Annotated in this window: 20 protein-coding genes and 1 pseudogene; 2 read left to right on the forward strand and 19 right to left on the reverse strand. The window is 57.1% G+C overall.

The window, feature by feature from the left end; translation table 11 throughout:
* Nucleotides 1-267: pseudogene (locus NO876_RS13165) on the forward strand (hypothetical protein); the annotation flags it as partial.
* Nucleotides 268-322: 55 nt separating this feature from the next.
* Here the strand turns inward: NO876_RS13165 and NO876_RS13170 are convergent.
* The 15 genes from NO876_RS13170 to NO876_RS13235 form a co-directional block, all read right to left on the reverse strand.
* Complete coding sequence (locus NO876_RS13170) at nucleotides 323-826, reverse strand: hypothetical protein (protein WP_256422128.1); 504 nt, start codon at nucleotides 824-826, stop codon at nucleotides 323-325.
* 189 nt (nucleotides 827-1,015) lie between these two features.
* The gene (locus NO876_RS18070; protein ID WP_345780760.1) at nucleotides 1,016-1,318 is read right to left on the reverse strand and encodes a DUF8011 family protein; all 303 of its coding nucleotides are present in this window, start codon (nucleotides 1,316-1,318) and stop codon (nucleotides 1,016-1,018) included.
* Nucleotides 1,319-1,826: 508 nt separating this feature from the next.
* Nucleotides 1,827-3,065 (reverse strand): RNA-guided endonuclease InsQ/TnpB family protein, encoded by a 1,239-nt coding sequence (locus tag NO876_RS13175; protein ID WP_256422129.1) that lies wholly within the window; start codon nucleotides 3,063-3,065, stop codon nucleotides 1,827-1,829.
* 178 nt (nucleotides 3,066-3,243) lie between these two features.
* Nucleotides 3,244-3,432 carry a DUF8012 family protein gene (locus tag NO876_RS13180; RefSeq protein ID WP_256422130.1) on the reverse strand — a complete coding sequence of 63 codons (189 nt, stop codon included), beginning with the start codon at nucleotides 3,430-3,432 and terminating at the stop codon, nucleotides 3,244-3,246.
* Between the two features lie 112 nt (nucleotides 3,433-3,544).
* Complete coding sequence (locus NO876_RS13185; protein WP_256422279.1) at nucleotides 3,545-4,417, reverse strand: biosurfactant protein 1; 873 nt, start codon at nucleotides 4,415-4,417, stop codon at nucleotides 3,545-3,547.
* 1 nt (nucleotide 4,418) lies between these two features.
* Complete coding sequence (locus NO876_RS13190; RefSeq protein WP_256422131.1) at nucleotides 4,419-5,807, reverse strand: FAD-binding oxidoreductase; 1,389 nt, start codon at nucleotides 5,805-5,807, stop codon at nucleotides 4,419-4,421.
* A 124-nt stretch (nucleotides 5,808-5,931) separates the two neighbouring features.
* Nucleotides 5,932-6,429 carry a toxin-antitoxin system TumE family protein gene (locus NO876_RS13195; RefSeq protein WP_256422132.1) on the reverse strand — a complete coding sequence of 166 codons (498 nt, stop codon included), beginning with the start codon at nucleotides 6,427-6,429 and terminating at the stop codon, nucleotides 5,932-5,934.
* A complete protein-coding gene (locus tag NO876_RS13200; protein ID WP_256422133.1) occupies nucleotides 6,426-6,938 on the reverse strand; it encodes a winged helix-turn-helix domain-containing protein in 513 nt (170 codons plus the stop codon). The genes NO876_RS13195 and NO876_RS13200 overlap by 4 nt, the downstream gene beginning before the upstream one ends.
* Nucleotides 6,939-7,015: 77 nt before the next feature.
* Entirely contained in the window at nucleotides 7,016-7,939 is a 924-nt protein-coding gene (locus tag NO876_RS13205) for a transcription initiation factor IIB (protein ID WP_256422134.1), read from the reverse strand.
* 362 nt (nucleotides 7,940-8,301) lie between these two features.
* Nucleotides 8,302-10,227, reverse strand: coding sequence for a hypothetical protein (locus NO876_RS13210; protein ID WP_256422135.1), 1,926 nt, complete (start codon nucleotides 10,225-10,227; stop codon nucleotides 8,302-8,304).
* Nucleotides 10,220-11,434, reverse strand: coding sequence for a hypothetical protein (locus NO876_RS13215; RefSeq protein ID WP_256422136.1), 1,215 nt, complete (start codon nucleotides 11,432-11,434; stop codon nucleotides 10,220-10,222). Before NO876_RS13215 ends, NO876_RS13210 begins: the two co-directional genes overlap by 8 nt.
* Nucleotides 11,435-11,442: 8 nt before the next feature.
* On the reverse strand, nucleotides 11,443-12,564 hold the full coding sequence (locus NO876_RS13220; protein ID WP_256422137.1) for a hypothetical protein: 1,122 nt from the start codon (nucleotides 12,562-12,564) through the stop codon (nucleotides 11,443-11,445).
* 64 nt (nucleotides 12,565-12,628) lie between these two features.
* Nucleotides 12,629-15,796 carry a hypothetical protein gene (locus tag NO876_RS13225; protein WP_256422138.1) on the reverse strand — a complete coding sequence of 1,056 codons (3,168 nt, stop codon included), beginning with the start codon at nucleotides 15,794-15,796 and terminating at the stop codon, nucleotides 12,629-12,631.
* A gap of 61 nt (nucleotides 15,797-15,857) precedes the next feature.
* Complete coding sequence (locus tag NO876_RS13230; RefSeq protein ID WP_256422139.1) at nucleotides 15,858-16,121, reverse strand: hypothetical protein; 264 nt, start codon at nucleotides 16,119-16,121, stop codon at nucleotides 15,858-15,860.
* A 768-nt stretch (nucleotides 16,122-16,889) separates the two neighbouring features.
* Entirely contained in the window at nucleotides 16,890-17,645 is a 756-nt protein-coding gene (locus tag NO876_RS13235; protein WP_256422140.1) for a hypothetical protein, read from the reverse strand.
* 188 nt (nucleotides 17,646-17,833) lie between these two features.
* Between NO876_RS13235 and NO876_RS13240 the strand changes: the two genes are divergently transcribed.
* Nucleotides 17,834-18,460 (forward strand): rhomboid family intramembrane serine protease, encoded by a 627-nt coding sequence (locus NO876_RS13240; protein WP_256422141.1) that lies wholly within the window; start codon nucleotides 17,834-17,836, stop codon nucleotides 18,458-18,460.
* Nucleotides 18,461-18,767: 307 nt separating this feature from the next.
* Here the strand turns inward: NO876_RS13240 and NO876_RS13245 are convergent, their stop codons facing one another.
* From NO876_RS13245 to NO876_RS13260, 4 genes are all read right to left on the reverse strand, one after another.
* On the reverse strand, nucleotides 18,768-19,901 hold the full coding sequence (locus NO876_RS13245; protein WP_256422142.1) for an HNH endonuclease: 1,134 nt from the start codon (nucleotides 19,899-19,901) through the stop codon (nucleotides 18,768-18,770).
* A 220-nt stretch (nucleotides 19,902-20,121) separates the two neighbouring features.
* The gene (locus tag NO876_RS13250) at nucleotides 20,122-21,021 is read right to left on the reverse strand and encodes an OB-fold nucleic acid binding domain-containing protein (protein WP_256422143.1); all 900 of its coding nucleotides are present in this window, start codon (nucleotides 21,019-21,021) and stop codon (nucleotides 20,122-20,124) included.
* Between the two features lie 620 nt (nucleotides 21,022-21,641).
* Nucleotides 21,642-22,883 (reverse strand): RNA-guided endonuclease InsQ/TnpB family protein, encoded by a 1,242-nt coding sequence (locus NO876_RS13255; protein ID WP_256422144.1) that lies wholly within the window; start codon nucleotides 22,881-22,883, stop codon nucleotides 21,642-21,644.
* A complete protein-coding gene (locus NO876_RS13260; protein WP_256422145.1) occupies nucleotides 22,880-23,056 on the reverse strand; it encodes a hypothetical protein in 177 nt (58 codons plus the stop codon). The genes NO876_RS13255 and NO876_RS13260 overlap by 4 nt, the downstream gene beginning before the upstream one ends.
* Nucleotides 23,057-23,129: the final 73 nt, after the last annotated feature.

Consider the following 23,129-nt stretch of genomic DNA (forward strand, 5'->3'; position numbering starts at 1 on the left):
GTCGAGACGCGCTCGAACGCTCCCGATGGGGATCCAGATGGTGATATCGAACTGCTCGTGACCGCCGGCGGTCGGCCGTGGGGGACGTACACGGCCTCGATCAGACAGGACGACGACCACACAGTCGTCGACGTCGACTGGACCTCGGATCGTCGGTTCGGCCTTCGACGGCTCCCACAGCAGTTCGTCGCCGAACGATACCGGGCTGACGCACTCGCTGCACAGGGCTATACGGTTGCCGAACGTGAGACCTCACTTCTGTTCTGACGTGTTGAAGATCGATCGGCGGTTGGTCGTGGTGCCCCGACATCGAGAGTTCCTGTCACCCCGTGTCGAATCCGCGCTCGCCGAAGGCGTCGAGTGCACGTTCGTACGCCGCCTTCCCGTCGGCCGTATAGAGTGACGGCAGATTCACCCGGCGCTTGTAGGTCGACTCATCGTCCAGGTACGTGATAACGAGTCGTGGTCGTGTCAGTCCCTTCTCACCGCGTGTCGTCGAGACATCCTCGATATCGTCGAGCGGAATACGATCAGGAGACCGGAATCCTCGAGCGTAGTTCACTCCAACGAGGATAGTGAGAATGCCGAGCAGTCCTGCGAGAAGCAGTCTGTCTCCAGCGCGAATCGCGCTCACGAGCCAACTGATGGCAAACAGCAGTCCAGATACGTACCCGAGGAAAATCGCCTTGCGCCATCGCTCCTCGCTTTGCCAGTACCCCCGATAGAGCGAGCGGGCATACCCGACGGCAGACTCATCGAAGTGGACGGCATCGTCTGTGAGGCGTGCGACTCCGCGCTTCGTTCTGAACGACTCGATGGAGGGCACGAGAGACTATCGATGCCGAACCGTGGTGTGTGTTGTGATATATTGGATTGAGTGAGTTCTTAGAATTTGACACGGGTCATCTGATGAATATAGAGGGTGAATTCAGTAGGATAATCCCGCGTGGCTCACAGCATCAGTAGTCATCTAATAATCAGTCTTACTACTGTGAATTCAAAGACCGGTCTTCAATCACCCAATGATGTACTCCGGAGCGAGGAACATAATGGCGAGAAAACAGATCAATACGAGGATGGCTGTGAGACGAAGTAGACCAGCCGCCCGCCGTCGATTTTTCGGAAGAGATTCAGCAATTCCGGACAGAGCAGTTCCGACGATAAAGAATAGTACCCATGGGACTACTGCTCCAGCCTCGCCGACACTCCAAGAATACACGAATATACACAAGAAAGAAAGCGACGCGCCAAACTGGATGAGTGAGTTGGGGCGGCCTTGTGGCTCGTTGAACAGAACGTCGCTAATATAGGGGACCATAGTCCATGTATTCCTGCTAAAGATACAAAATGATGACTTAATATGGTTCCATTGGAACGTCTTCTCCCGTGCTACGCGATTCCACTGCAGGAACTGGGAGGTATAGGTGGTTCTATTTAGCCCCTCAGAATCTCGTTTGACTCAGCGTATGGTCTCTGAGAAAACGAAACTAATTGTGCTCGCTCTACTAGCAGGAGGTGCATTTAGAGCCGCTGACCTGCAAAAACCATTTTCACTACTCTGGTTCGTTCTTCTATTCGGTAGTTTACTTAGCGGTCTGACTCTTGTCGAGGTTCTCAAGAGATATGAATCTGAGAGACAAGCACGAAGTCTCGAGCAGCTGTTTTACCGGTGTAGTATTTCACGAAACTTCGACGTCCACTGGAAAGCACTGACCGGTATATCGTTCGGAGAGAGTGCGCGATGTCCCTTGACCTCCGCCACATCAGTTTGATGTGGAAAGCCCGCCACGGGATTTCACGCTGAGCGGTTGCTCAGCTCTACGGTTTCAAGACGCATACGTTCCAAGCGTCGCCTGCTGGGTTTCAGCATCGGCTTGGCTGTCTTGTGGCCCGGTCAACGAGGCCCCATCCTCAGCCGAGTCATCGTCGTTCTCGTGTTCTCTGGAACGACTCTCTCCGCTGAGGTAGCGATCTGCGATGTTGAGTGCGGCGTTGATGTCTGCCTGGTACTCTTCGATCCAACAGGCGTCGTTGGAGCACCTGAACGTCGCCTGTTGAGGCCGGGTTCCCCCCTCACCGCACATATGGCACTCTTGAGAGGTATTCCGCGGGTCGACTGTCACAATGGGGATCCCTCTTTCTACAGCTTTGTACGTGATCTGTGCGTGGAGTTTTGCGAATCCCCAGCCGTGAAGCCGGCGATTCATGTAGTCCCCGTAGTCCATCGACTCCTGGATGTAGGTGAGGTCCTCGAGCACGAGAACCGGCGTCTCGACTGACTCAGCGTACTCCACCACTTCCCTGGTGACGGTGTGGAGGATATCGTCGATTTGCGCCCACAACTCGTCGCCAAAGGTGTCTGCAATCCGTTCGCTCTCACGACTTTGGAGTCGCCGCATCGTGGTGAAGTAGCGCTTACGGAGTCGACGAACAGTCTTCCCTTCATCTGTCCAGAGTTCAGGGTTTGTCGGGGACCCATGCTCGTCGCGGTGACACACCGTGACGAGACTTGCTTCCCCGATATCGACGCCAATGGGGGTGCGTTCTTCGGCGGGAACATCGGAGTTGAGCGGGATGTCACGGGTCGCGATGAGATGGAAATACCACGTTCCCTCCTGCTTGAGCAAGCGACCTTCCCCCACGTCTGCGTCGCCAGCAATCACTGCTTCAAGCCAATCCCGTTGCTCAGGGTTCGGCTGTGCTGGTACCCAGAGGTGGTAGTCTTCGTGGTGTGGGATCTTGACGTACCACTCGATCGTGTTTTCGGGCTTGTGGTCGATCTTCACCCCCTCGTTCGTGAAGCGGACAGGGTGATCGTCACTGAGTTCATTTGCCCCATAGGTCGTTGTTAGCTGCGGGACGTACCGCTTCAGGGCGTTCTTCGCGTAACTGCTCAGCTGGTAGTCACCCACGATTTCGTTCGTTTCTCCCAAGGTGGTACAATGGGCGTCGAAGGCCTCTTGGAGCGCCTGCTGGTAGGCCGCCCGCGTCTCGCGGAACTTCTCCCGTTTGTGAGCGTTTGGGTCTACCAGCTTCAGTTCCAGCGTTTTTGTGAGTTCAGTCACGACTCATCACCCTCTGATACTGACTGGTCGTCTTGGAGGGCCAACCAGCGCGCTGTCGAACTCGCCCGCATCTGGTTTGCCCCACGGAGGCCGTCCACGACTGGTTCGCCCCGCACCCCTCTTGGGGCGATAAACACTCTCCGACCCGATCCACCCAAATTCCTCATTGCGACGCCGCTCAGGACTCGACCTGTGTATCGGCGTCCTCGCCGTGTTGTGGTTGGGTGAGTAGACTCACGTTCTGGAGGAGTGTCCTCGCTGCCTCGATCCGCTCCTGATCGGCGTCGTCGAGTCCGGCCGTCTCGATGCGCTTGAGATTGGTGAGTGAGCGATGAAGTCGATATCCGGGCGTGTTGCGTGGGTCCATGTGAAGCGCCTCGCCGATTCACGGCGCAGAGAAACATCTCCGGCTGCGGGTAGCTGTCGGACTGGGTCTGCTCGTTAACCAACATTGGTGTATCTCTATGTCGCGATGTTGGTTAAGGCGAGTCCTGACCCGCTTTGCTGGGTCCGTAGCGAGTCGAGCCACACACCCGACACTCCCAGATCGGTTGCCCCGTCCACGCCGCATCCGGGATCGACTCGTGGGTCTTGAACCGATGGTCAGTCGCCCGTCCACAGGTTTGACAGTCGAGTTCCTGCGTCGTCGGTACCGACGACGCCTGCCGATCAGCCCCAGCTTCGCCAGTAGATTCGGTCAGCGCGATCGCTGGAACCAGCCACACCGCGTCGTCGGCGTCGTCGAGGACCGCGTCGAGACGCGACTTGTCGCGGATGCCGTCCCCACGCTGGTCGTAGAGCCGCGTCGGGCCCTGCTTCGGACGTTCCGAGGCTTCCTGCCCGTGCCACTCAGTCCGGTCACGGGCGGCACTGAGAAGCCGCTCTCCCTCCTCTGACGACACCTGTACCGCGTCGGGGAGTGAGGGCCATTGCTCGACCAGCTGGCGCGCTGGCGCCTCGTCGAGGTCGTAGATGAGTGTGTAGTCGTCGACGGCCGGCTCCGCCTCGTTGGCGGAGAGGAGGTTCGCCGCGGCGCCGCCCTTCGCCACGGCGCCGTAGAACGTGATCGACTCGACGACCAGGTGGACGATGCCGAGGACCGTCGTCGACGCTGCCTCGTTCGTGCTAGTGGCGTCACTTCCGAGATGGTTAGTGAGACAGAACCGGCATTTCGTCTGGCCGTCTGGGATTGACGCCCCACACGACTGGCACTCGCCGTCGATTACCGTCGGCGCATCGGGGTAGCCACCAGCGCTCGTCGCGACGCGTTGCCGCCGGGGGGCACCCTCACAGCCGTCGTCCAGCCTCGCGTCCGGAATGTGGGACGCCTCGCCGTTTACGGCGAGGAGGATGTCACTTGGACGGTTCGACGTTGTGATTGAGCTGGAACAGGTTCTCTTGGTCCCACTCGTTTTTGACTTCGACCAACCGCTCGTAGTTCTCGCCGTAGGCAGCCTGCTCGTCACCGTCTTCCTCGGGGACGAAGTTGGCGTAGACGCCGCCGGTCGCATAAGGAGCCATCGCCTCGTGTATCTCGCGAGTCCACGCGATACACTCCTCGTCCTGTTTGGGGTTCTCCCACTGCGTGTGGAGGACCATCGTGAACTCGAAGTTGCGGTGGGGGTAGGCAGTCGCGTCGACGGGTTTCTCGTTCATCGCGCCGCCGAGGTGTGGAATAGCGATCTCCGTCTCCGGGGTTGGGATCGTCTTCCCGTACTCTATGAACGTCTCTATCATCCCATCGGTCATCTCGTCGAAGTTGTGGGACTTCCAGTAGTGCCGGTTGCCGGCCGGGGCCAGACCGTCGAATGCCTGTTGCCAGCCGGTGTAAGGGTGTGGACCGACCGCGTCGGCGATCGGATCACCGACGTCACGGATTGGCTGAAGTGCCTCCTCGCCCTCTTCCATATCGCCGGCGTAGAACGTCGCCAGGATGACGACTTTCCGGCCGTGCCACTCCTCGGGGATGAACGGAAGTGGTGGCGCGTGCCGGATGACACACCAGACCGTCGCATCATTGGGAGCGTCCGCGGCGAACTTCCGGTAGCCCTCGAGAACCGTCTTGGCGTCGTCAAACGGATGAACAATTGGTCCGGACAACACGGTCGGACCGACCTCGTGCAGTTGGAACTCGAAAGACGTGACAATGCCGAAATTCCCGCTGCCACCTCTGAGACCCCAAAAGAGATCCTCGTTTTCGTCCTCGCTTGCGTGGACAAGTTCAGCGTCGGCAGTTACGACATCAGCCGAGATCAGGTTATCGACAGTTAGTCCGTGCTTCCGCGAGAGCCACCCCCACCCACCGCCAAGTGTAAGGCCGGCGATCCCCGTCGTCGAGTTGTATCCGACAGGCGTGGCGAGGCCGAACGCTTGGGTCTCGTGATCCAGTTCATTAAGTACGACACCTGGTTCGACACGGGCAGTTTTCGCGCTTGGATCGACGCGAACTGACTTCATTGGCGACAAGTCAATCATCAGGGCATCGTCTTCAACGGCCCTACCGGCTATGTTGTGACCACCACCTTTCACCGAAATGAGGTAGTCTTGTTCTTTTGCGAACGCAACTGCACTCATGACATCTGCGGTGCCAGCACACCGAACAATCAGCGCCGGATATTCATCAATCATCCCGTTCCAGACCGTGCGTGCCTCATCGTACCCATCGTCACCCGCTTGGAGAACTGCCCCACGAATTCCGTCTGCGAATTCAGCGACGGTATCGTCGGTTTCTGTAGCTGTCACAGCAACCCTCGGGCGGGCGACCACTTTGTAAGAAGGTAGATATTCATATTATGAATAGCTTACAAGTGATGGCTCAGATATACTCATTCAGGCCTAAGAGAGTGAAAGCGTCAAGACTGACATTCTAAAAGTCAGCACGCCTACTTAATAACTCGTCTCTAATCCCGTCCCACGGCGGGTTTGAGGCGCTATTCACTTGCTCTATGTCGTCGTCCTCGTACGCTGCCCGCCACATCGCATGAACTGCACGCGTCACGAGTGACACCTCGGTCACGTCGATACAGGACGATTCGGCGCCCGTTGTTGCGGCTTCAGGCGGCCGGTGGAAATGGATTTCGGGAGAGTGTGTATTTGGGTGGCGATCGAAGCGCCAATTGACGTCGTCGCTATCGACGTAATGGAACGAGTACATCCCCAATTCGCTCCATTGGATATCGAGTCGAGCGCTCTCGGCGTTGCCAAGCCCGTCGCTGAGACTGATCTGCAGTTCCGTGGGGGCGACGACGTCGTCGTACCCCGTGGCGTCGACGAGCGGTTCGAGTTCGAGCCAGCAGTCACGAATCCGCTGGAGCGCCGGGAGATAGATCGGCCCGAACTCGCCGGCTCGGTCGTCGTCGCTCATACCGCGAGCTGGTGGCTGGCCTCGTCATAGGCGAGTGCCGCTTGGGCGACGGCAAGGTTCTGTCGCGTCGTTCGCCACGCAGTGAGGTCATCCCAGCCGTCCGTCTCGTCGGCGTCAAGTTGCTGGGCGAGTTCTTCGGGAGAGACTACGTCGTATCGGTCCTCATAGCGCCGGATCTTGGCTTTCATCTCCTTGATACCCTCGAGCAACTCCGTCCGATTCGCCTCGTCACGCAGCTCACGGATCCGGGACATCAAAACCCGGTCGCTATTGCGCTTATACAGCGTTGTTTGGCCGTCCTGTTCCGTCTCGGCGAACCCGGTGTTCACGAGCGCCTTGCAGTGGCGACGCGCCGTCGGCTCGCTCACGAGCGCTCGATCGGCGATCTCGGCGGCCGATTGCCCATCGTGGGTCTGTTCGACGATTTCGTACACCCGCTCGAACGGCGTGGTCTCCGCTTTCCAGTCCGCTTTGACTTGCTCGTTGACGTCGTCCCACGTCTCGGTCATACTGGGTGCTACACGGTCGAGAAACAAATAGTTTCCTGAAAAAACTATCTAACGGTAGTAGTTGTACAGGTGCGTTGTCAGGCTACATACTCCTCTAACGTCTCGTGATGCGTCCGAACCGTGGTTGGCGTGACGTTCCCGGACTCGGCGACGTCACCTTGCGTCACCCACTTCTCCTGTTCCTGTCCCGCTTTGTAGAGGCAGGCCGCGGCGAACCCGGCCGGATGGACGCCCGTCGTCACGCCGCGCTCCTCGGCCTCTTCCGCGAGGGCTCGGGCCCGCTGTCGGATCCTGTCCGGACACTCGAGATCCGAGGCGAGGCGCGGCACGAATATGCTGGGGGAGACGGGCTCAGCGGGGAGGCCCAGCTCTTCGTTCAGCGTTTTGTACGCGTTCGTAACTCTCGACTCCGCCACGCGGGCCATCTCGCTGACGTCGTCCACTAACCGCGAGAGGCCGTTGCACCGGCAGGCCCCGTAGACGCTGGCCGCGGCGATGGCCTCGATGGATCTGCCACGAAGCTCCTCGTTCTGTGCGCTTCGGAAGAGCTGACACGCCTGGTCGCGGACCGAACCGGAGAGTTCGAGCGCACTCGCCAACCGGCGCACTTCGCCCAGTCCGTGGGCGAGATTCCGTTCTGCTTTCGACCGCCAGCGACCTCGGGTCTGCTCACGGCGCATCCGGGCGAGTCGCCGTCGCTTCTGTCCGGAGAGTTCGTTCCCGTTCGCGTCGGTGCCGTAACCGATTTCCGTCGACAGGCCGCGATCGTGGCGAGCGGCAGTGAGCGGCGCGCCCGTTCGTTCGCACTCCTCGTCGTCGTACGCCCGCCACTCCGGCCCGTGATCGATACGCTGTTCTTCGATGACCAGGCCACAGTCCTCGCAGACCGTTTCGACCGCGTTCGTGGTGACTCGCCCCTCGCACTCGGGGCATTGGTTTGCACTCGATTCCGTTTGGACGTCTTCGTCGAATCCGCTCTCGTAGATGTCTCTGGTTGCCATCGTTCTCACCGTGTTTCGGGAACCCGCCAGTACAGCGAGCCCCTCACCCATCTATGGGGCTAAAAAACCAACTTGGACGCGCAACTAACCCAAGAGTGCCTAGACCCCGTTGATTGAATAGAGAAGATGATCTGCTGCGAATGGCTGAAAAACCCCATTCATCGATGGTTTTTGTAACTACATCTTTAGCTAGTCTTCAATCCAAGAGGGGGCATCTTTGCTGGTTAATTTAGGGAGAATAAAATTTGCATAAATTTTTCGGGAATTGTTAGTGGCATGTTGGAAACTGATTTACACCTGACTGAGGTGGCTTCACACACGGCCGTCCTAATGATGACTGGGGCTCAGAGCAATCCGGTCTATCATTTATCATTTGGACTGGTTACCTTGTCAATGATGGTCTTGAGAGGGAGCAGTCCGCCATTCTGGAAATCAAGGGTTTCGAATTCGATCAGTAGTTCGCCTTCCTCGTTTGTGCTATGGGCGTAGTGATGCTGTATGTTGCTGAGTTCGTCCAAGTGCCGGAGAAAGGTGAAGTTCTCTAAGACGATATGGATTTTATCGACATTGACGCCGTTCTTGTCGTATTTGTTGATGGTGCGGTCAATTTTGTTGGTGGGATTCTGACCACCGCTGAACAGGGTCTCGACCTCGTACGCTTCCTTCCGTTGCCCAGAGAAGAACACGTCAGGGATTACACCCTCGCGTTCGGTTTCCGTCTCGATCCACCGTTCAAGGTCCTGTAACTCGTCGATGTCCTCGCCGCCGTCGCGGAGCTGTTGGACGAGATACCGGACGATGTAGACCTTGATGTTGTAATGAAGCGGTGATTCTCCGGTTTCGTAGTCAACCCGTTCCTTACCTTGGACTTGGCCCTGGTTCTCCGTTGTGAATCGCTTGAACAAGCCGCGTTCTTCCGTTTTAATATCGTCCAAGTAGTCCTTGAACTCTGTCGGAGCGTAGCGGTTGAAGAGGTCATCAAAGACGCCAGGCCCAGTCGGGCGTTCAATAGTCGGCTCGTCAACCTTGATGTCACCCGTTGCGAGGTCGAGGTTGCCCCAACACAACTCGGCCATCCGTTGTTCAACTTCGAATCCTGGCTGGCGTGGGGCGATCTCTACCACGTTCAACGGCGGATGCGGACTCTCAAGCTTGATTTCGTCTAAGATGTCGCGGTACTCGTCGACGACGTCAGGGTCGGTGGCTTTGAAGACGATGAAGCCGAACTTGCCAAGCGTTGCTTCCAGCTTTTCTCGCAGCTTTGCTTCATCGATCCGTTCCTCGCGGTCATCGAGGTCGATGAAAATGACTTTCCTATCCGCGTCGAGCCATTTCTCGATCTCGCGTTTATTGATCTCGTCAAGCTCGTTGATCGCTTGGAACTCCGGATGGCCACCGTTGGCCTCGCGGTGGATACGGCGGCACAGCGTGAGATAACTTCCGACGTAGCTGTTATCCTCCGCTTCATTGAAGAGCACGATAGTCGTTCCATCCGCGGTGGTCGCCGCGCCGCCACCACCGTAGATGATATCCTGGAACGTCGGAACCTCCTCCCCTGTACCGCCAGTGTGACCGCCACTTCCCGTAGCAGCTGTACTTCCTGCCGCGGATGACCCGGCGTCACTGGCTGTACTGTCTTCCGTCTCATCGTCCTGTGTGTGGACTTCCTCGATCTCGTCCGATTCGAGTTGGTCGAGCGGGCGACGGATCTCTTCGTCTAATGTTTCGTCGAGAGCGGGCACAAAACGGATCTGTGGAGTGGACACTTGACGGTACAGCGGCACAGAGAGGGGTTGCCGACGTCGCTTCGGCGGTTCCCGGACCTCGGTATCAAACGACGACGGCTGGAACCGCACAGTCGACGCGGATCCCAGCTGTACCAAGGGAATCTGCCACTCCTTGCCCGCTGCTGCGATATCAGGTGCTTCGGTCGCTACGTCCACCGATGTCGTCTCAACGTCTATGTCACGGAGCGATAGTTCCGGTACCGTGACGTCACGGCTTGTTTCTTCAATTGCTGGGATCGTAGCGGCGGGGTCAACCGACTCCGCCCCAGTCAGATCGTCCAGTGGAACGTCTGGCACGGTGAGATCGCCCGGGGTGTAGTCAGGTTCCGGCTCATCTGTATTGCCTTCAAGTTCTTCCTCAGAGGGGTTGCTGCTGCCTTGGCTTGACGACGGTGGCTGTGTTTCCTGCTCCTCGTCTTGTTGGTCGTCTCGGCGTCGATGTCGTTCTTCCTCCGTGTCGTGGTGGTGGGAGTCGGCTTCTTGTTCGTGGTCGTCAGGCATGGTAGACGCGCACCCCGGTTGTCGGCGTATCCCTGGCTTGGTGCTCCACCGTTTCAAAGCTGTATGCGCCCAGGAAGACGCCTGGCATCACTTCGCCGAGGTATTGTAGAATTGACACCGGCTCTTCTAACTCCTGCCGTCGATGCACGACGGAACTCGTGTTGACTGCTGTGATCACTTCCTGTGCAGTGATGGCCCCGTCCTCGACGATGAATGCCTTCGTCAAGTTTATGTTCTGGCGATAGCGGGAATCATTCGTGCTGCTGGCCGAGCGTGTCGGAACACGGTCTGGATGTGCGCACTTCGGGAGGTAGTCGGGGTATGTCCAGTTTTCGGCAGTGAGCTCTGTATCCACCTTTCGAGTGAACTCTTCCTGTGGATTGGGGATGTTTGCAAAGAACGGTGACAGTGTTGAGCGGGCTGTTTCATCACTGAATGTGGTCCAGACAGCCTGATTGAGGCGGGATAGCCGGTCGAGGACGCCGTCATCTGTGTGTCCCCAGACTGTGTAGGCGGCGTCCTGTTCGTCGTCCGCAAGTTCCGGGACGAACAACTTCCGCAACCCGAGTGAACCGGCTATGTTATGTACCTCTCCGTGGAGTGGCGGATATGCTTCGGTGAGATAGCGTGCTGTGGCGGCCTGTGTCGTGTGGGCGAAAAACGTGAACGGACAGGTATTCGCGGTCAACTGCAGCAATCCGCTCAACAATTGCTGGATGATGTTAGCCACTGATTCCGGCTCGTCAAGTACGGTTTTGACGCGGTCGTCGACGACCGGCGGTGCTTCGTCGAGTTGCTGTAGTATGGCGGTCAGCTGCTCGTCCACAGTTTGGAGGAAAGACCCGATCTCTGTTTCCGTCGTTATGATGGCAACGTAGTCGTCGCCGGTGAGTCCTTCCCGTTCGGCGTTCACCCACTGGTTTGGATCATTCAGTGCGACACCGAGAAACTGGTTGGTGAGTTCCGCCAGGCTCCCGTCTGGGACTTCGCCCCCTTCCGTGAGTCCGCCAAGGAAGAACGGACGGACCCGGGATTCCTCGTCAACAACACCGCTTAAGATTGTCTCACCCGGTTCAGCTGGTTTTAACCGATTACGTAGTTGGATCAGGGTTCGGGCGGCTTCTGCGACAGGACGGACCTCGTCGTTAGCGAATACTGTCCACTCCTCTTGCTTCGTGATCCGTCGCACGATGTCGTCGTAACTCATAGGTGGAATCAATCTCCGATTGGTTTGATTTTCAGATAGTCATCGGACACGTACGTGATTTTATTCAACCCGAGGAAAAGGAGCGGGGCGGCCTGATCAAACAAATCCATAATGCTTTCCTTACTATCTTCCACGTCGGAGCGGTCGGTTGCAGCTGAGAGCCCGTCGAAGTAGATACTGAATTGACGTCCAACCCACTGTTCCGGGACGTTCGCGATCCGGTTAGCCACGCGGTCCTCGTAGTCCTGCTTGAGATCGGAGACATTGTTGAAGTAGGTTGAAAGAGCGTCACGGAACGTCTGGGTTGAGTAGTCGCTGAAATAGGTCCAAATGAGTTCGTTGGTTTTGGCGATCGATCCGCCGAACGACCGTCCCTGGTTGTTCGGATTGTATTCCGGGAAGCACAGGATCTCGTAGCTATCGTAGATCTCGGTGTCTGGCTTGATCGGATTCGTCCAGTCCAACGCTGTCAGGCCGAACTGGTCTCGTACCAACGGCTGCGTATCGTCGAACTCAGGATATGCTTCTTGAAGGAACCGACGCGGCGTCTGATTCAACGACCACAGATAGAACGTCGGATACGAATGATTCACCACGTACTCCAGCACACCCTGATACAGGCGTTCAACGATGTCACGCACCTGATCAGGCGACGTAAGAAGAGCGTCGAAGTCAATCTCCGGTTCCTGCCACCGCTGATACAAGGTCTGGGACGACAAGGCCTGCGTCAACCGGTCGTGGACCTCATCGGCAAACTCAATGAACTGAGAGTCCTCCACTTCGACCGTGACCTCTGTCTGCACCTCACCGGCTTCCGACAACAGCCACGACTGCAGATCACTTACCTGAGCGCCGAAGAACGATTTGTAGAACTTCGCGACACTGTTCCGACGATAGACTTCATCCCTTCTCGGATCGATACCACCGAGACACACCTGCTGTTCACCTTCGGATAGCGTCTCCAACCGGCGGCCGTTGAACTCGTGCTGCAGCTGCCTGTGATACTCCTTCAGCTGCCACGCCGCCTCCCACAACGGGACAACCGTCTCCCGGATGTACTCCTCCCACACCTCCTGCTCCATGTAGTCGACAAAATCATCGACCTGGGCATAGGACCGAGTCCCACTCATTAGCTGATTAAAATGTATATCGCGTTCTCATAAAAAGCCAATCTCCCCTCCTGACCCGATAGCATCACGATTCCTCAACTGTGATGCTGACACCGATGTCGTCTGCGACATCGACGGTGAGCCGGTGTTCGATCTGCATCCGGACGCATTGGAGAAGGTCACGTATTTCGTCGTTAGATAACTTCTCATACTCCTTGTCTCCCGTAACCTCACGGATGAGGTCACGATCGGCAGCATTAATCTCGATATCAACGGGCGCGTCCGATTCACTTCGTTCAGTGAATTCGGGTTGGGTCGTTGGTTCCGTCAAGAGGAGCACGTCGGGTTCCATCTCCGGTTCGCTGTAAACAGGAACCGTGGGCTGATCGTCTGCGTACTGGAATCCGCCGATACAGTGGTCGAATTCAGCATAGTCCGGATCGAACGCGTCGCTATCATGGATGGCACGCCGTGGCCGATACCGTCCAACAATCAGAGCGACCGGACCCCTTGCGGGACAGAGCGCGGCGACCCGATCAGGTACTGCATCATGTGACGACACGGTCTCTGCCGCAAGATACGGATTGCACTCGTCCAGAATACGTTCGATGATCGCGGTGACGTGGGACGCGATATCGGCATCAAGATGCTGCACGTAGTCTTCGCGTTGGTCTTCAATGAAGGGGTGCTTCGGATACCACCGTCGGTAGCCCGATGGCGGTATCGCATCAGGATCGTCGAGTTCGTCTTGGATCCACCAGTCGAGATCGATCAACGCTTGGCGAAGGGCGAAGCTTTCGACAAACTGGGAGACGTAGCTGTCTTTGTAGTTTTCGACCTTTTCCGGATCAAGGTCTGCTTCGATGATCCGGTCTTCCTCGCGTCGTTCTAAGACCCCTTGCATCTGTGTATCCAAGCTACGAAGCAATTCTTTGCGCTCCTCAAATTGATCAAGTTGCTCGTCTGCGACCGGGAGCCGCTTGAACACGTCTTCGTCAAGTTCGTCTAACGTTTCCTGGAACCCGGGGTATGCCTGCTTGGTTACATCGATTTCGGTCAAGGGGTTGTCATCGGGATCGATGTCATCGTCAGGGTAGTCGTCGGGATCCAAGAGTAGGAGACAAAGCACACAGTAAAACTCTTTGAGCCATGTATGGGTGGCTGGAAGACTCGTCTGGACGCCTTCAAAGACATCCGAATCCTCGGATTCCCATTTGAGCAAGCTCACGATTTGGGGATTTTGGTGGAGTCGGAAGTAGATTTCAGAGAGCTTGTTGATTGAGGCCAGACTATTACTGATCGATTCATCGAACATATCGGCGAAGTCTTCCTCGGGTAACTCTCCCTGTTTGAATGCGAGGAAGGCACGTGCAGCCGCGATGAACTGCATATGTTCAAATTCTTCTTGGAACAGGTCGATGACCCGTTCCTTCTCCTTGGCAGCATCTAACCGGGTTTGCAGCCGATCGCGTTCCTCGTCATCTTCCGCGTTTTCAACTTGGTATTGGAGTTCGTAGGTTGTAGGTGAGTTCCGCCTTGGATCCGCTAAGATGAACTCGTCCTCGCCCAGGGACCAGACATTATTGAAGGTCTTCGCATCACCAAGGTCGATGGAATGACGGAACACGTCTTCTAGCACTTGGTACCAGCTTTGGATGTTCGCGGCAACTTCGTTGACTTCGTCTTCCGTCTCAGCTCTGCCAAGTTCAGCTGTCAACCGGGTTTGTAGGTTTTCGATCGAGACGAGGAATCCGTGTACGAGGTCATCTGTATTGCTCCTCGTCTGCGACACCAAGACCTTGTAGTAGTTCGTGTAGAGTCCGAGGAATTTGTCGAACAGGGCTTTGTCTCCTTGGATATGGTACCGCAGACAGATATGGAACGTCTGTGCTCGTATTGTGTTAATCAGTTCTGCGTTTCCTGTATCGGCTGCTGCATCGAAGATGTGATAGAATTCTCGATGGATGCGGTCGATGAGATCAGTTGAGGTGCTTGAGGAAGCGATCGGAGAACGCGTGACGTACTGCAGAATGTCGGTGTAGAACTCCATGTGGCGGCGTAACCCCGAGGAATTCAGGTTTTCTATCGCTTGCTTGCAGGAATCATTAATGTAATCCAGATTGCGGTCGATCTGGTTTTCCCCTGTATCGAAGGGGTGGGAGTCACTGCAGGTTATTGCCTGTTCAAGTACCTCACCGACCCGGCGAGGAACATCGATAGTTGCGCCGTTACGGGTGTTGACTGATAGCACCGGTGCGCCAGCGACTAACTTCTGTCCCAGTTCTACGTTGAGTAAGAGCCGGATATCTTTGGGATCAGTACCTTCGTCAAGTGAGGCTTCTACCTCGATGAACGCCTGTGCTAGCGTCGATAGATCCACATCTGCGATGTGACCGATGGTGTCGATTTCATCAGCGGTGAAGAGGTCGGTTCGCTGGCTTACCGAATGGGAGTCGCTCTGTAACTTGGCATAGTCGGGAAGTGTCTCTCTTAGAATATTGTTCGCAATGCGTTGACGGGTATCTGTATCCACCTTCCGGTCGATACCTCGCTCGATTTCCTGTTGCATGAACTCGTCTTTTGGGTCGTGAAAGATGAGCCTTGCAACCCGGTAGTAGACATAGCCGATGCTGGTGATGGTTCCGACGAAGAGGAGGAAGATCACGTCAGTCGCAAAGGCGGTGGTCGTCTCCTGGGAGAGCTGGAAGTAGGCGTACGCCATGATACCGCCGGTGAACAGGGAGAAGTAGATGACTGGCATAGCGCGTGCAGCTGCAAGGAAGTCCTGCATAACGCCTTCTTGGTACTGGCTTCGGTAGATCTGGTCCAGAAGAAAGATGAGCACAATGAAGCTGAGGCTGGTAATTGTGAGTTGGGCCTGCCACGTGGTCTGCAGCTTGTCGAAGCTGCCAGCGGTCAAGGGGGCGAGGATGTGTGCAAGAGAGACTGCGATGAGGAATCCAGCGGGGATGACCCAAAGGAAGCTCCAGTGGGTGAGCCAGGATTTCCGTTCCGGAAGAATCTCCTTGAGTAACCATCGCCATCCTTCCTGTTGTTGTCGTCGCAAGAGTGTCTTCACACGAAGCGAATTCGACGGAAAACGCAGCCAGGGAGCGCGGTCAATTACTGCTTGCAACAGTGGCCAAACCACAAAATAAAGGAGAAGTACGGCTGCACCCAGCAGAACGACAACAGCACCGACATCGGAAAGAGGAGGAAATGACAAACCAATCATTAAGAGTTCAACTACCATCTCCTTATGCGAGGTACATAAATCATCAGGCGCAGACCACACACTTCTCTCTGCCAGAGAGCTACTCGTATGAGATGAGGACTCCCTCTTCGGTGTCTACTTTCGTGCCCTCTTCTCGGAGTATGGCTGTATATGAGAGATTTGCAGTTCCATCGGTTGCCGTGCCTTCGGGAGCATCTGCTCGAAATCCGGTGATGCCGGGGTAGATTCCTTGCTGCCGTTGGATGATATGTGTTTCCGTCTTTGTCCCGGCGTCTGATTCCGTAACAAACCGGATTGAGTATCGTTTTGGTGTATCGAGATTGGCATAGTGGATGGTGACCATGAGCGGATTCAATCTGCCGTAGATACGGACCTGTGATGCGCTGACAGAGGTGAGTGTCGGCGAGTGTTCGGGCGTTGGTGTTGGTGTCGGCGAAGGGGACGGTGTGCTGGTCGTGGAGGTATTCGTTGAAGTTGTAGAGCAACCGGCTACTGGAAGCGTACCGAGAACGCTTAGCGTTGATAGGAATGTCCGCCGTTTCACAGTTCTGAAACGGTACGCAGATCCACAAATAGACTGGGGCCGCGGTCACGTCTCGTCCTCTTGTGTCATTCTAAGGAAGCCGTCTTCCAGGCGTCCAGAGTGGCCGCCAACTGTGCCTCGACGATTGGCGAGTTGGTCGCCCGTCGGGCATCGCGTAGATAGATCCGAAGCCGCTTACGAGTCGTGAGAGTACACTACTCAGACATTGTTGCGCGGGGGCAGGTTCTGGTGTACCCTCTACCTCCTGGGAGCAGATAAACAAACTCCGTCGCGACAGCGGCCTTGCCTCTCGCTACACACCTCTCAAAGCTGTGAGGATGGTTGTGGCTGCCGGCCGACCGTAGGGAGGCCGGGAGCGGAGGGTGGGGCGGTGAGGCTTGGGCTGGTCCGGCGCTTAGCAATAAAGAACGGAGGTGTCCCCTGCTCTCACCTCCCGCGACGGTCCCCATTGTCGGAGATTGACACCTGATTTTCTTTGAAGCAAAATGAATAGGATAACCACTCGAGTTGGAGTCCTCGATAGATGGAAGATCAACTTGTCTTGAATATCGAAGTTGAGGACGACGTTTAGGAGAGAGCGAAGTAACTGTCACCGCCGGCTTCTGCCCCCACTGCGTACTTGACGTAGTCATAAGCGTAGTGTGATATAGTGATCCGATCATGCATTTCGACATCTCCTTCCATTGTCCAGATCTCAAAATCGTCTTCTCCCGGCTGAGGGATCATCTCTCTCTTATCCATGTCTGATTCGGCCGTATACCGCATCTGGCCATTCTCGAATTCTTGTGTTACCTCAAACTCGTCCTTGTATCTCTCGTACATCGACCGAAGGAACTGATGGTACTCGGTGTGCACTTGGGCTAGCACCTTCTCAATCCGCTCAAAAGCCAACTGCAGTGTGGGCGGATCAGTGCTTTCGACCTTGAGCTCAACCTTGAAATCCTCTGGACCCAACTCAACGAAGTTCATACCTTTCACCAACGGATTACCCAGTTCCGTTGCTCTCTTCATATAGATCTGCAGGTAGTGGTACCGCATATCCGTCTCCAGCTGGAATAGGTCAGTTGGACGGTTTGGATCATTTACCGATACGGTCAGGTACGTCAGTTTCTCGTCATCATCGAAGGCACAGTTGCGTAACTGTAGGTCGATTTCCTCACCAACCTCTGGCGTGAAAGAGATTTTTTGGCCGGCGACAGAGGCAAAAATCTTCCTGCGCCTCTCTGATGTTGACTCTTGCTCCGGAATCACGGATTGTGCCAATCTGAGCGATGAAATGACCCCACTGATATCCATGTGATAGATCTCGAAGTCAGACCTCATTTTTCTAACTGTCACTCACCTCTGCCTAGCTGGGTATCATCTTCTCCCAGATGACAGATGAAATCAATTTATAAAGTTGGCAAGAGGCTATGTGTAAAGACACAATGTCTGGAGACCACGAAGAAACAAGATCTCATTCTAATAGTGCTCTACCGGCCCCTTTCGTTCGATTTCTCCATTCTGACAGCGTGCTCCGGAACGAAGTCGTCGGCACAATTACGCTAATCGCATTTCTTGTTGCTATCTTTCAAGCAGAGGTTCTCATAGCTACCGCCTTTAAGTACACCTCGTCGCAGGCATTGCTCAATTCTGTTCCCAGAGACGCCAAGATAATTATTGCCGCAACAATCGGTCCATTCATCCATCAGGGTCCACGTCACCTGACCGATAACCTTGGCGTCTTACTCGTTGCCGGGGCTTACTTAGAATACCAATACAATCGCAGATTCCTCTATCTCTTCTATCCTCTGGTCGGATATCTTGCGGCTTGGGTTCCATTATTGATGGGCTCAGTAGGATCTGTTGGAGCAAGTGGAGTCACATTCGGCCTCACATCTTGGCTACTAGTTCACTCGATCAGCCGCTTACTCGAAATGGGGTATGAGGGCACACTAGACCTGAGAATACTCCATCTCACTGCCGTCTTCTTTGGACTTGTGAAGGCTCGAGAAGCGGTTGCTCTCCTTGGGATGATGGATGGTGCTGATGATGTCACGCACTTTTTCGGAGCTTTCCTGGGTTTATTCCTCGGCCTTCGGTTCGTGCTCGATTACTACGGTCTCTCAATAGGCGGTTGGATTCAACGTCTTGAGTGAAGTCATCCAACGCTTCTGTACCGATTTATAACCGGTTGTACTGATGCTGTAGAATCCGCTCCGGGAGGACAACCTTCCCACAGACGGGACACTCCTGTAGGGGTGTCGGTGGCAGGTCGTTCCAAGCGTCCAGTGCGGCCTCTAACTGTGCTTCCACGATTAGCGAGTCGCTCGTGTGGCGGGTTTCGCGAATATGGATGCGAAGCCGCTCTCGGGCCGTGAGTGTCGTGTCATCGGTCATAGTGAGACGGGATAGCTGGTGGCCCCACCACCCATCGCCGGGGCAGAACAACACCACCGGAGTCGGTTAGCGAATATCGGGCTGGAGCGGCGCGAATTCCTCCCATATCATATGGTGACGCTGACAGAGTGTGATCAGGTTTTCAAGCCGGTTCGACCGTTCGTAGTCCAGAACCCCGTTGGCGTCGATGAATGTGCCAAGCGGCGTAATGTGGTGGACGTTCAGGTCACGATCCCAGCGCTCGCGATGGGTCTCGCGGTCGATGGGACAGCCCGGCATCTGACACTCGAAGCCGTCCCGTTCCAGTGCGCGTTTGCGCTGTCTGTACCAGTTCGGTCCGTACGAAATGTCTCCGTAGCCGCCCTTCCAGAGCGGATGCTCTGGGCCGCTTGGACGTCCGGGATACTCGAACCCGGCCGCTTCGATGGCGTCTTGCCAAGTCCCATACCGGCGGGCATAGGATCCAACCGAGTAGCGACCAGAGTCACGTATCTCGATAGTTGATGGGACGTGGCCTAGCTCATCGACTAAGCGCTCGATCTCCTGATGGAGCTGTTCTTCACTGACACTCCATTGTTTGTGGGGTTCGAACCCTGCACGGCGTAACGCACGATTCCAGCGGCCGAAGCATCGCTGGGCGACTTTCACCGACCACGCTCCGTGCTGTTCCATCTCTTGGGCCTTCGGTGGTCGTCCGAGGTCTGCGGCGAGGTTCTGAATCGCCTCGATGACATCCTCCTTTGTGGCGGTCTGCTGCGTGGTCGTCTCTAAGTCAGCTGCCCTGAGACCCTCGTTCCACGACCCGAAATGAGTCTGGACTGCGTTGGCTGAGATACGCCCCAATTCTCGCCACTCATTTCGTGAGGGCGAATGGCCGATCTGGCTGGCGACTCGTTGTAGCTCCTCGATGATTTCTGCGTCGCTATATCCGTTTGTTCGAGGGTCAAGTCCGGCAGCCTCCAATCCCTGGTCCCAGCTCCCAAACGTTGAGCGCACTGCGCCTTTTGTGAATTCAGTCTCTTCTTCGATCTCCGATTGTTTTGGAACTCGACCTTTCTCTTCGGCTAGTCGCTGCAGTTCGTCGATGATCGTTTCAGCAGGAATCGATACCTGATGGGCACGCACATGGCCGGCAATCTCGACGTTAGTTTCGAACGATTCTCCGCAGATATCGCACGTGTAGTCTCCTTCGACTTTCATGCGTAGCTCCGAGCGTTGGCACGCCCGCACCCCTCGTGGGGTCGGAGAAACACGCCCGGTCGCGCACCGTTTCCCTCGATTTTAGTCATAAACCTCAGACCCGATATCGAGGGTGTGGCTGCGCGCGCAGCGACCGTAGGGAGCGAGCACGGAGCGGTGGGTGGGGCGGTGGGGCTTGGGTCGGTCCGGCACCCAACAAAAAAAAGTCTGCGTCAATTGGTTATGCTTCCCACCAGCGGCCGCGCTCAGGGAAGTTGATGGTGGTCCAGCCGGTGACGGCCAAGGAGACGCGACCCTCGTACCAATTCCGGGCTGCACCGTGAATGCGAACACGTTCACCTTCCGCGATCCACGGTGCTTCTGAAGCTTTCCAGATGGTCACTCGGGTTTGGCCACTCTCGTCGGCAATGAGTCCAACTTGAGCGATACTTGGATGAGATGGATCCCAGAGGGTCTTGACACGACCCTCAATGCTCACCTCCTTGCGATCGACGTCCTCGAGCTTCCCGATTGGAACCACCTGTCCTGGGGCCGTCTGCAACTCCTCGAACACCCGCACGACCGCACTCGTCATGTCCGTGTCGTCGACGACCGCGTCGGCCAGGCGTCGACTGATCGCCGCGCGCGACCAGCCATCCACCCGCGTCGCGAGTCGGTCTGCCTCCGTGTTCACTGTCGCCAGTTCATCCTGGGAGAGCTCCGCTCGGGGATCATCTCGTTCGGGGTCGGCCATCGGGTCCACGCTCGCAGCCCGCTTCTGGAACTCCCGCCGGCGCTGCGTGCTCCCTTGCGCGGCGACCGCTCGCGTGCGCTGCTCACGACCATCCTGCGTTCCCAGCTCGGCCTGGGCACGGATGCGCTCCAGTTCGGCTTCCCGCGCCCGAATGCGCTCTTCCTGTTCGAGGGTGACACCGTGAATCCGGTCCTCGCTCGTGTCCGCGATCCCGTCCGGGTGGTTCGCATCCACCTTCGCCTGCGTCTCCTGCTCGACCGCGGCCTCGAACTCCGGCGTCTCGTCGACGACTGGGAAGCCGTCTTCATCGACCGCCTGACCGCCCGCTTTCTCGAATGCCTGTTCATCGACCGTAACGACCTTTCCGCTAGCGTTGTTACTAGACATTGGAATCGACCTGATTCCGAAGGCGCTCACGCGCCGACTCCGCGATGCTCCTACATCGCGGTTTTCCGACAACAACGACCGACAGAACCATCTGCGCGCTCTCGCTCGCGCCTTCGCGAGCGCCCTACCGGGCGCGAGCGAGAGCGCGCCTGCATGAGGTGGCCCCAACCAGCACCGCGCGCCGACCCGCCCGGAGCGAGCGACCAGCGGAGAAAGCGTGGGGGGTGAGCAGCCACGCCGCGCAACCCCCCGCGCTTTCCCGCTGGCGTCGAGGGCACATCCACTTTAGCCCGGCAGGACCCGCACCTACTGGAGCGGAAGCCCGCCCGGAATGGTCGGTCGCGAGCGACGCGGAGGGCGGAATGCGGCGAGCGGTGCGAGCCGTAGAGTACCACACCAGCCAGCCGAGAGAGACTAATGCCGGCTCAATAAACCGCAGCTGAGTCGTTCGGTCAACTGGTGAATTCAGGCGGCCAAACAACGCCCAAGAAGAGCGGTACTGAATGCGCTAGCAGCTGGAAAAGCGAGCGACCAGCGGATCGACATCCACTCCGCGTTCACGGAGCGTCCGCTCGCTGGTGTCACGGTGACACCACGGCGGCACCTTGCGGGTCTGTGCGCTATTCGTTGAGAGCCACTGTGGCTTCCTCGACAGGGAACCACTGGTGGTCGTCCCACTGGAACCGCACGGGCCGTGCCGTCGGCCTGACGTCGGTGTTCGTCGCCTGTTCGAGCAACGTTCGCGACGCGACGAGGTCGGCGTGCCCCTCAAAGCCACACGGACACCGCAGGGTCTCGCGATGTCGGCGCGTCCGCTCGCGTTCGCCACACTCCGGACACGTCTGGGAGGTCCACGCCTCGGAGAGTGAAGCCACCTCGATGCCGTACTCCTCACAGACGTTCGCGAGCTGGTCGAGACACTGCCGATGCGCCCAGAAGGTACGCGCTTTGAGATTGGCCTCGACGGACCAGTACTCGCCGAGAACGCCGGTGAGATCGCCGTGGTAGATGGTTTCGACGCCGTCGTCGTGGAGTCGCTCGACCAGATCACGAAGGAGCGCGTTCACGGCGTGATCGCGCCGGCGGGACCGTTTCCGATAGAGCCGCTGAATTCGATTGCTGGTCTGCTGTCCATCCGGCAGCTTCGCTTTGGCGTCGGCGATGCGTTCGGTGGTTTCGCGGAACTGCCGAAACGGCTCCTGACCGCTGTACCAGTACTGTTGGCCCGCAGTCGTCGTACACGCCACGAGGACGTTCGCGCCGATATCGAGCGCGGCGACGTCCGTCCCCGTCGGCGTCGCCTGTTCCGCCTCGGAGACGGTCACCGGCTGGTGGGCCCGATACGTCTCGTCGACGTCATCGTAGGTGAGGTGGAGGCGGCCCTGCTCGCCCTGCCAGTGCGGTTCACCGTGGACGGCAATCCGGAGCCGTTCGAACTGACCGAAGCCGTACTCGTCTTTGAGCTGGCTGCCGATGGGGACCTCAAGCCGGGAGCACTCGCCCCAGCTGATCGTGTAGGCGTCGTTGCGGATGTAGGTCCGCAGGTCGCGCCCGTCGGCTTGGTTCCCCCAGTAGCCCGGCGGGCTGACCTCCTGGCCGGCCTCCTCAACCATTTCGAAGAACGACCGCCAAGCGGCGTCGTTGATGCGGGTGACCTGCTGGGTCGTCGCCGACCCCAACACATCGACGTACTCGTCGTAGTAGCCATCACGGTCCCAGACGCTTTCGCCGGCGAAGAACCGCTGTCTGCGATCATACGTCAACTGGTTCCAGAGGCTCGCCGACGCATCGAGGAGGCGTCGCAGGACGATGTCTGCCTGCTCCGATTGTGGGACGACCTCGAAGGAGTTGGTTCGTCTCATCGCTCTGACCCACCCCACATTCGCGGCACGTAGCCGAGGTGTTCGATGTCGTCCGCGTAGTCCCGAAGGAGTCCGATCAGGACGATTTCCGGAACACCGTTCTCGGACTGTTCGACTAGCCATTCCTCCAGTTCGACTTCGGCCTCTTCGATCTCATTCAGTTCAACCGCCATCGGTCATCGTGCCTCTGTCTGTCGGTACACCTGTCGCTGGTGGGGGTATCGCATTTCGAATCACCTGTGATGT

It is taken from the genome of Halobellus rarus (assembly GCF_024494595.1).
GTDB lineage: Archaea > Halobacteriota > Halobacteria > Halobacteriales > Haloferacaceae > Haloquadratum > Haloquadratum rarum.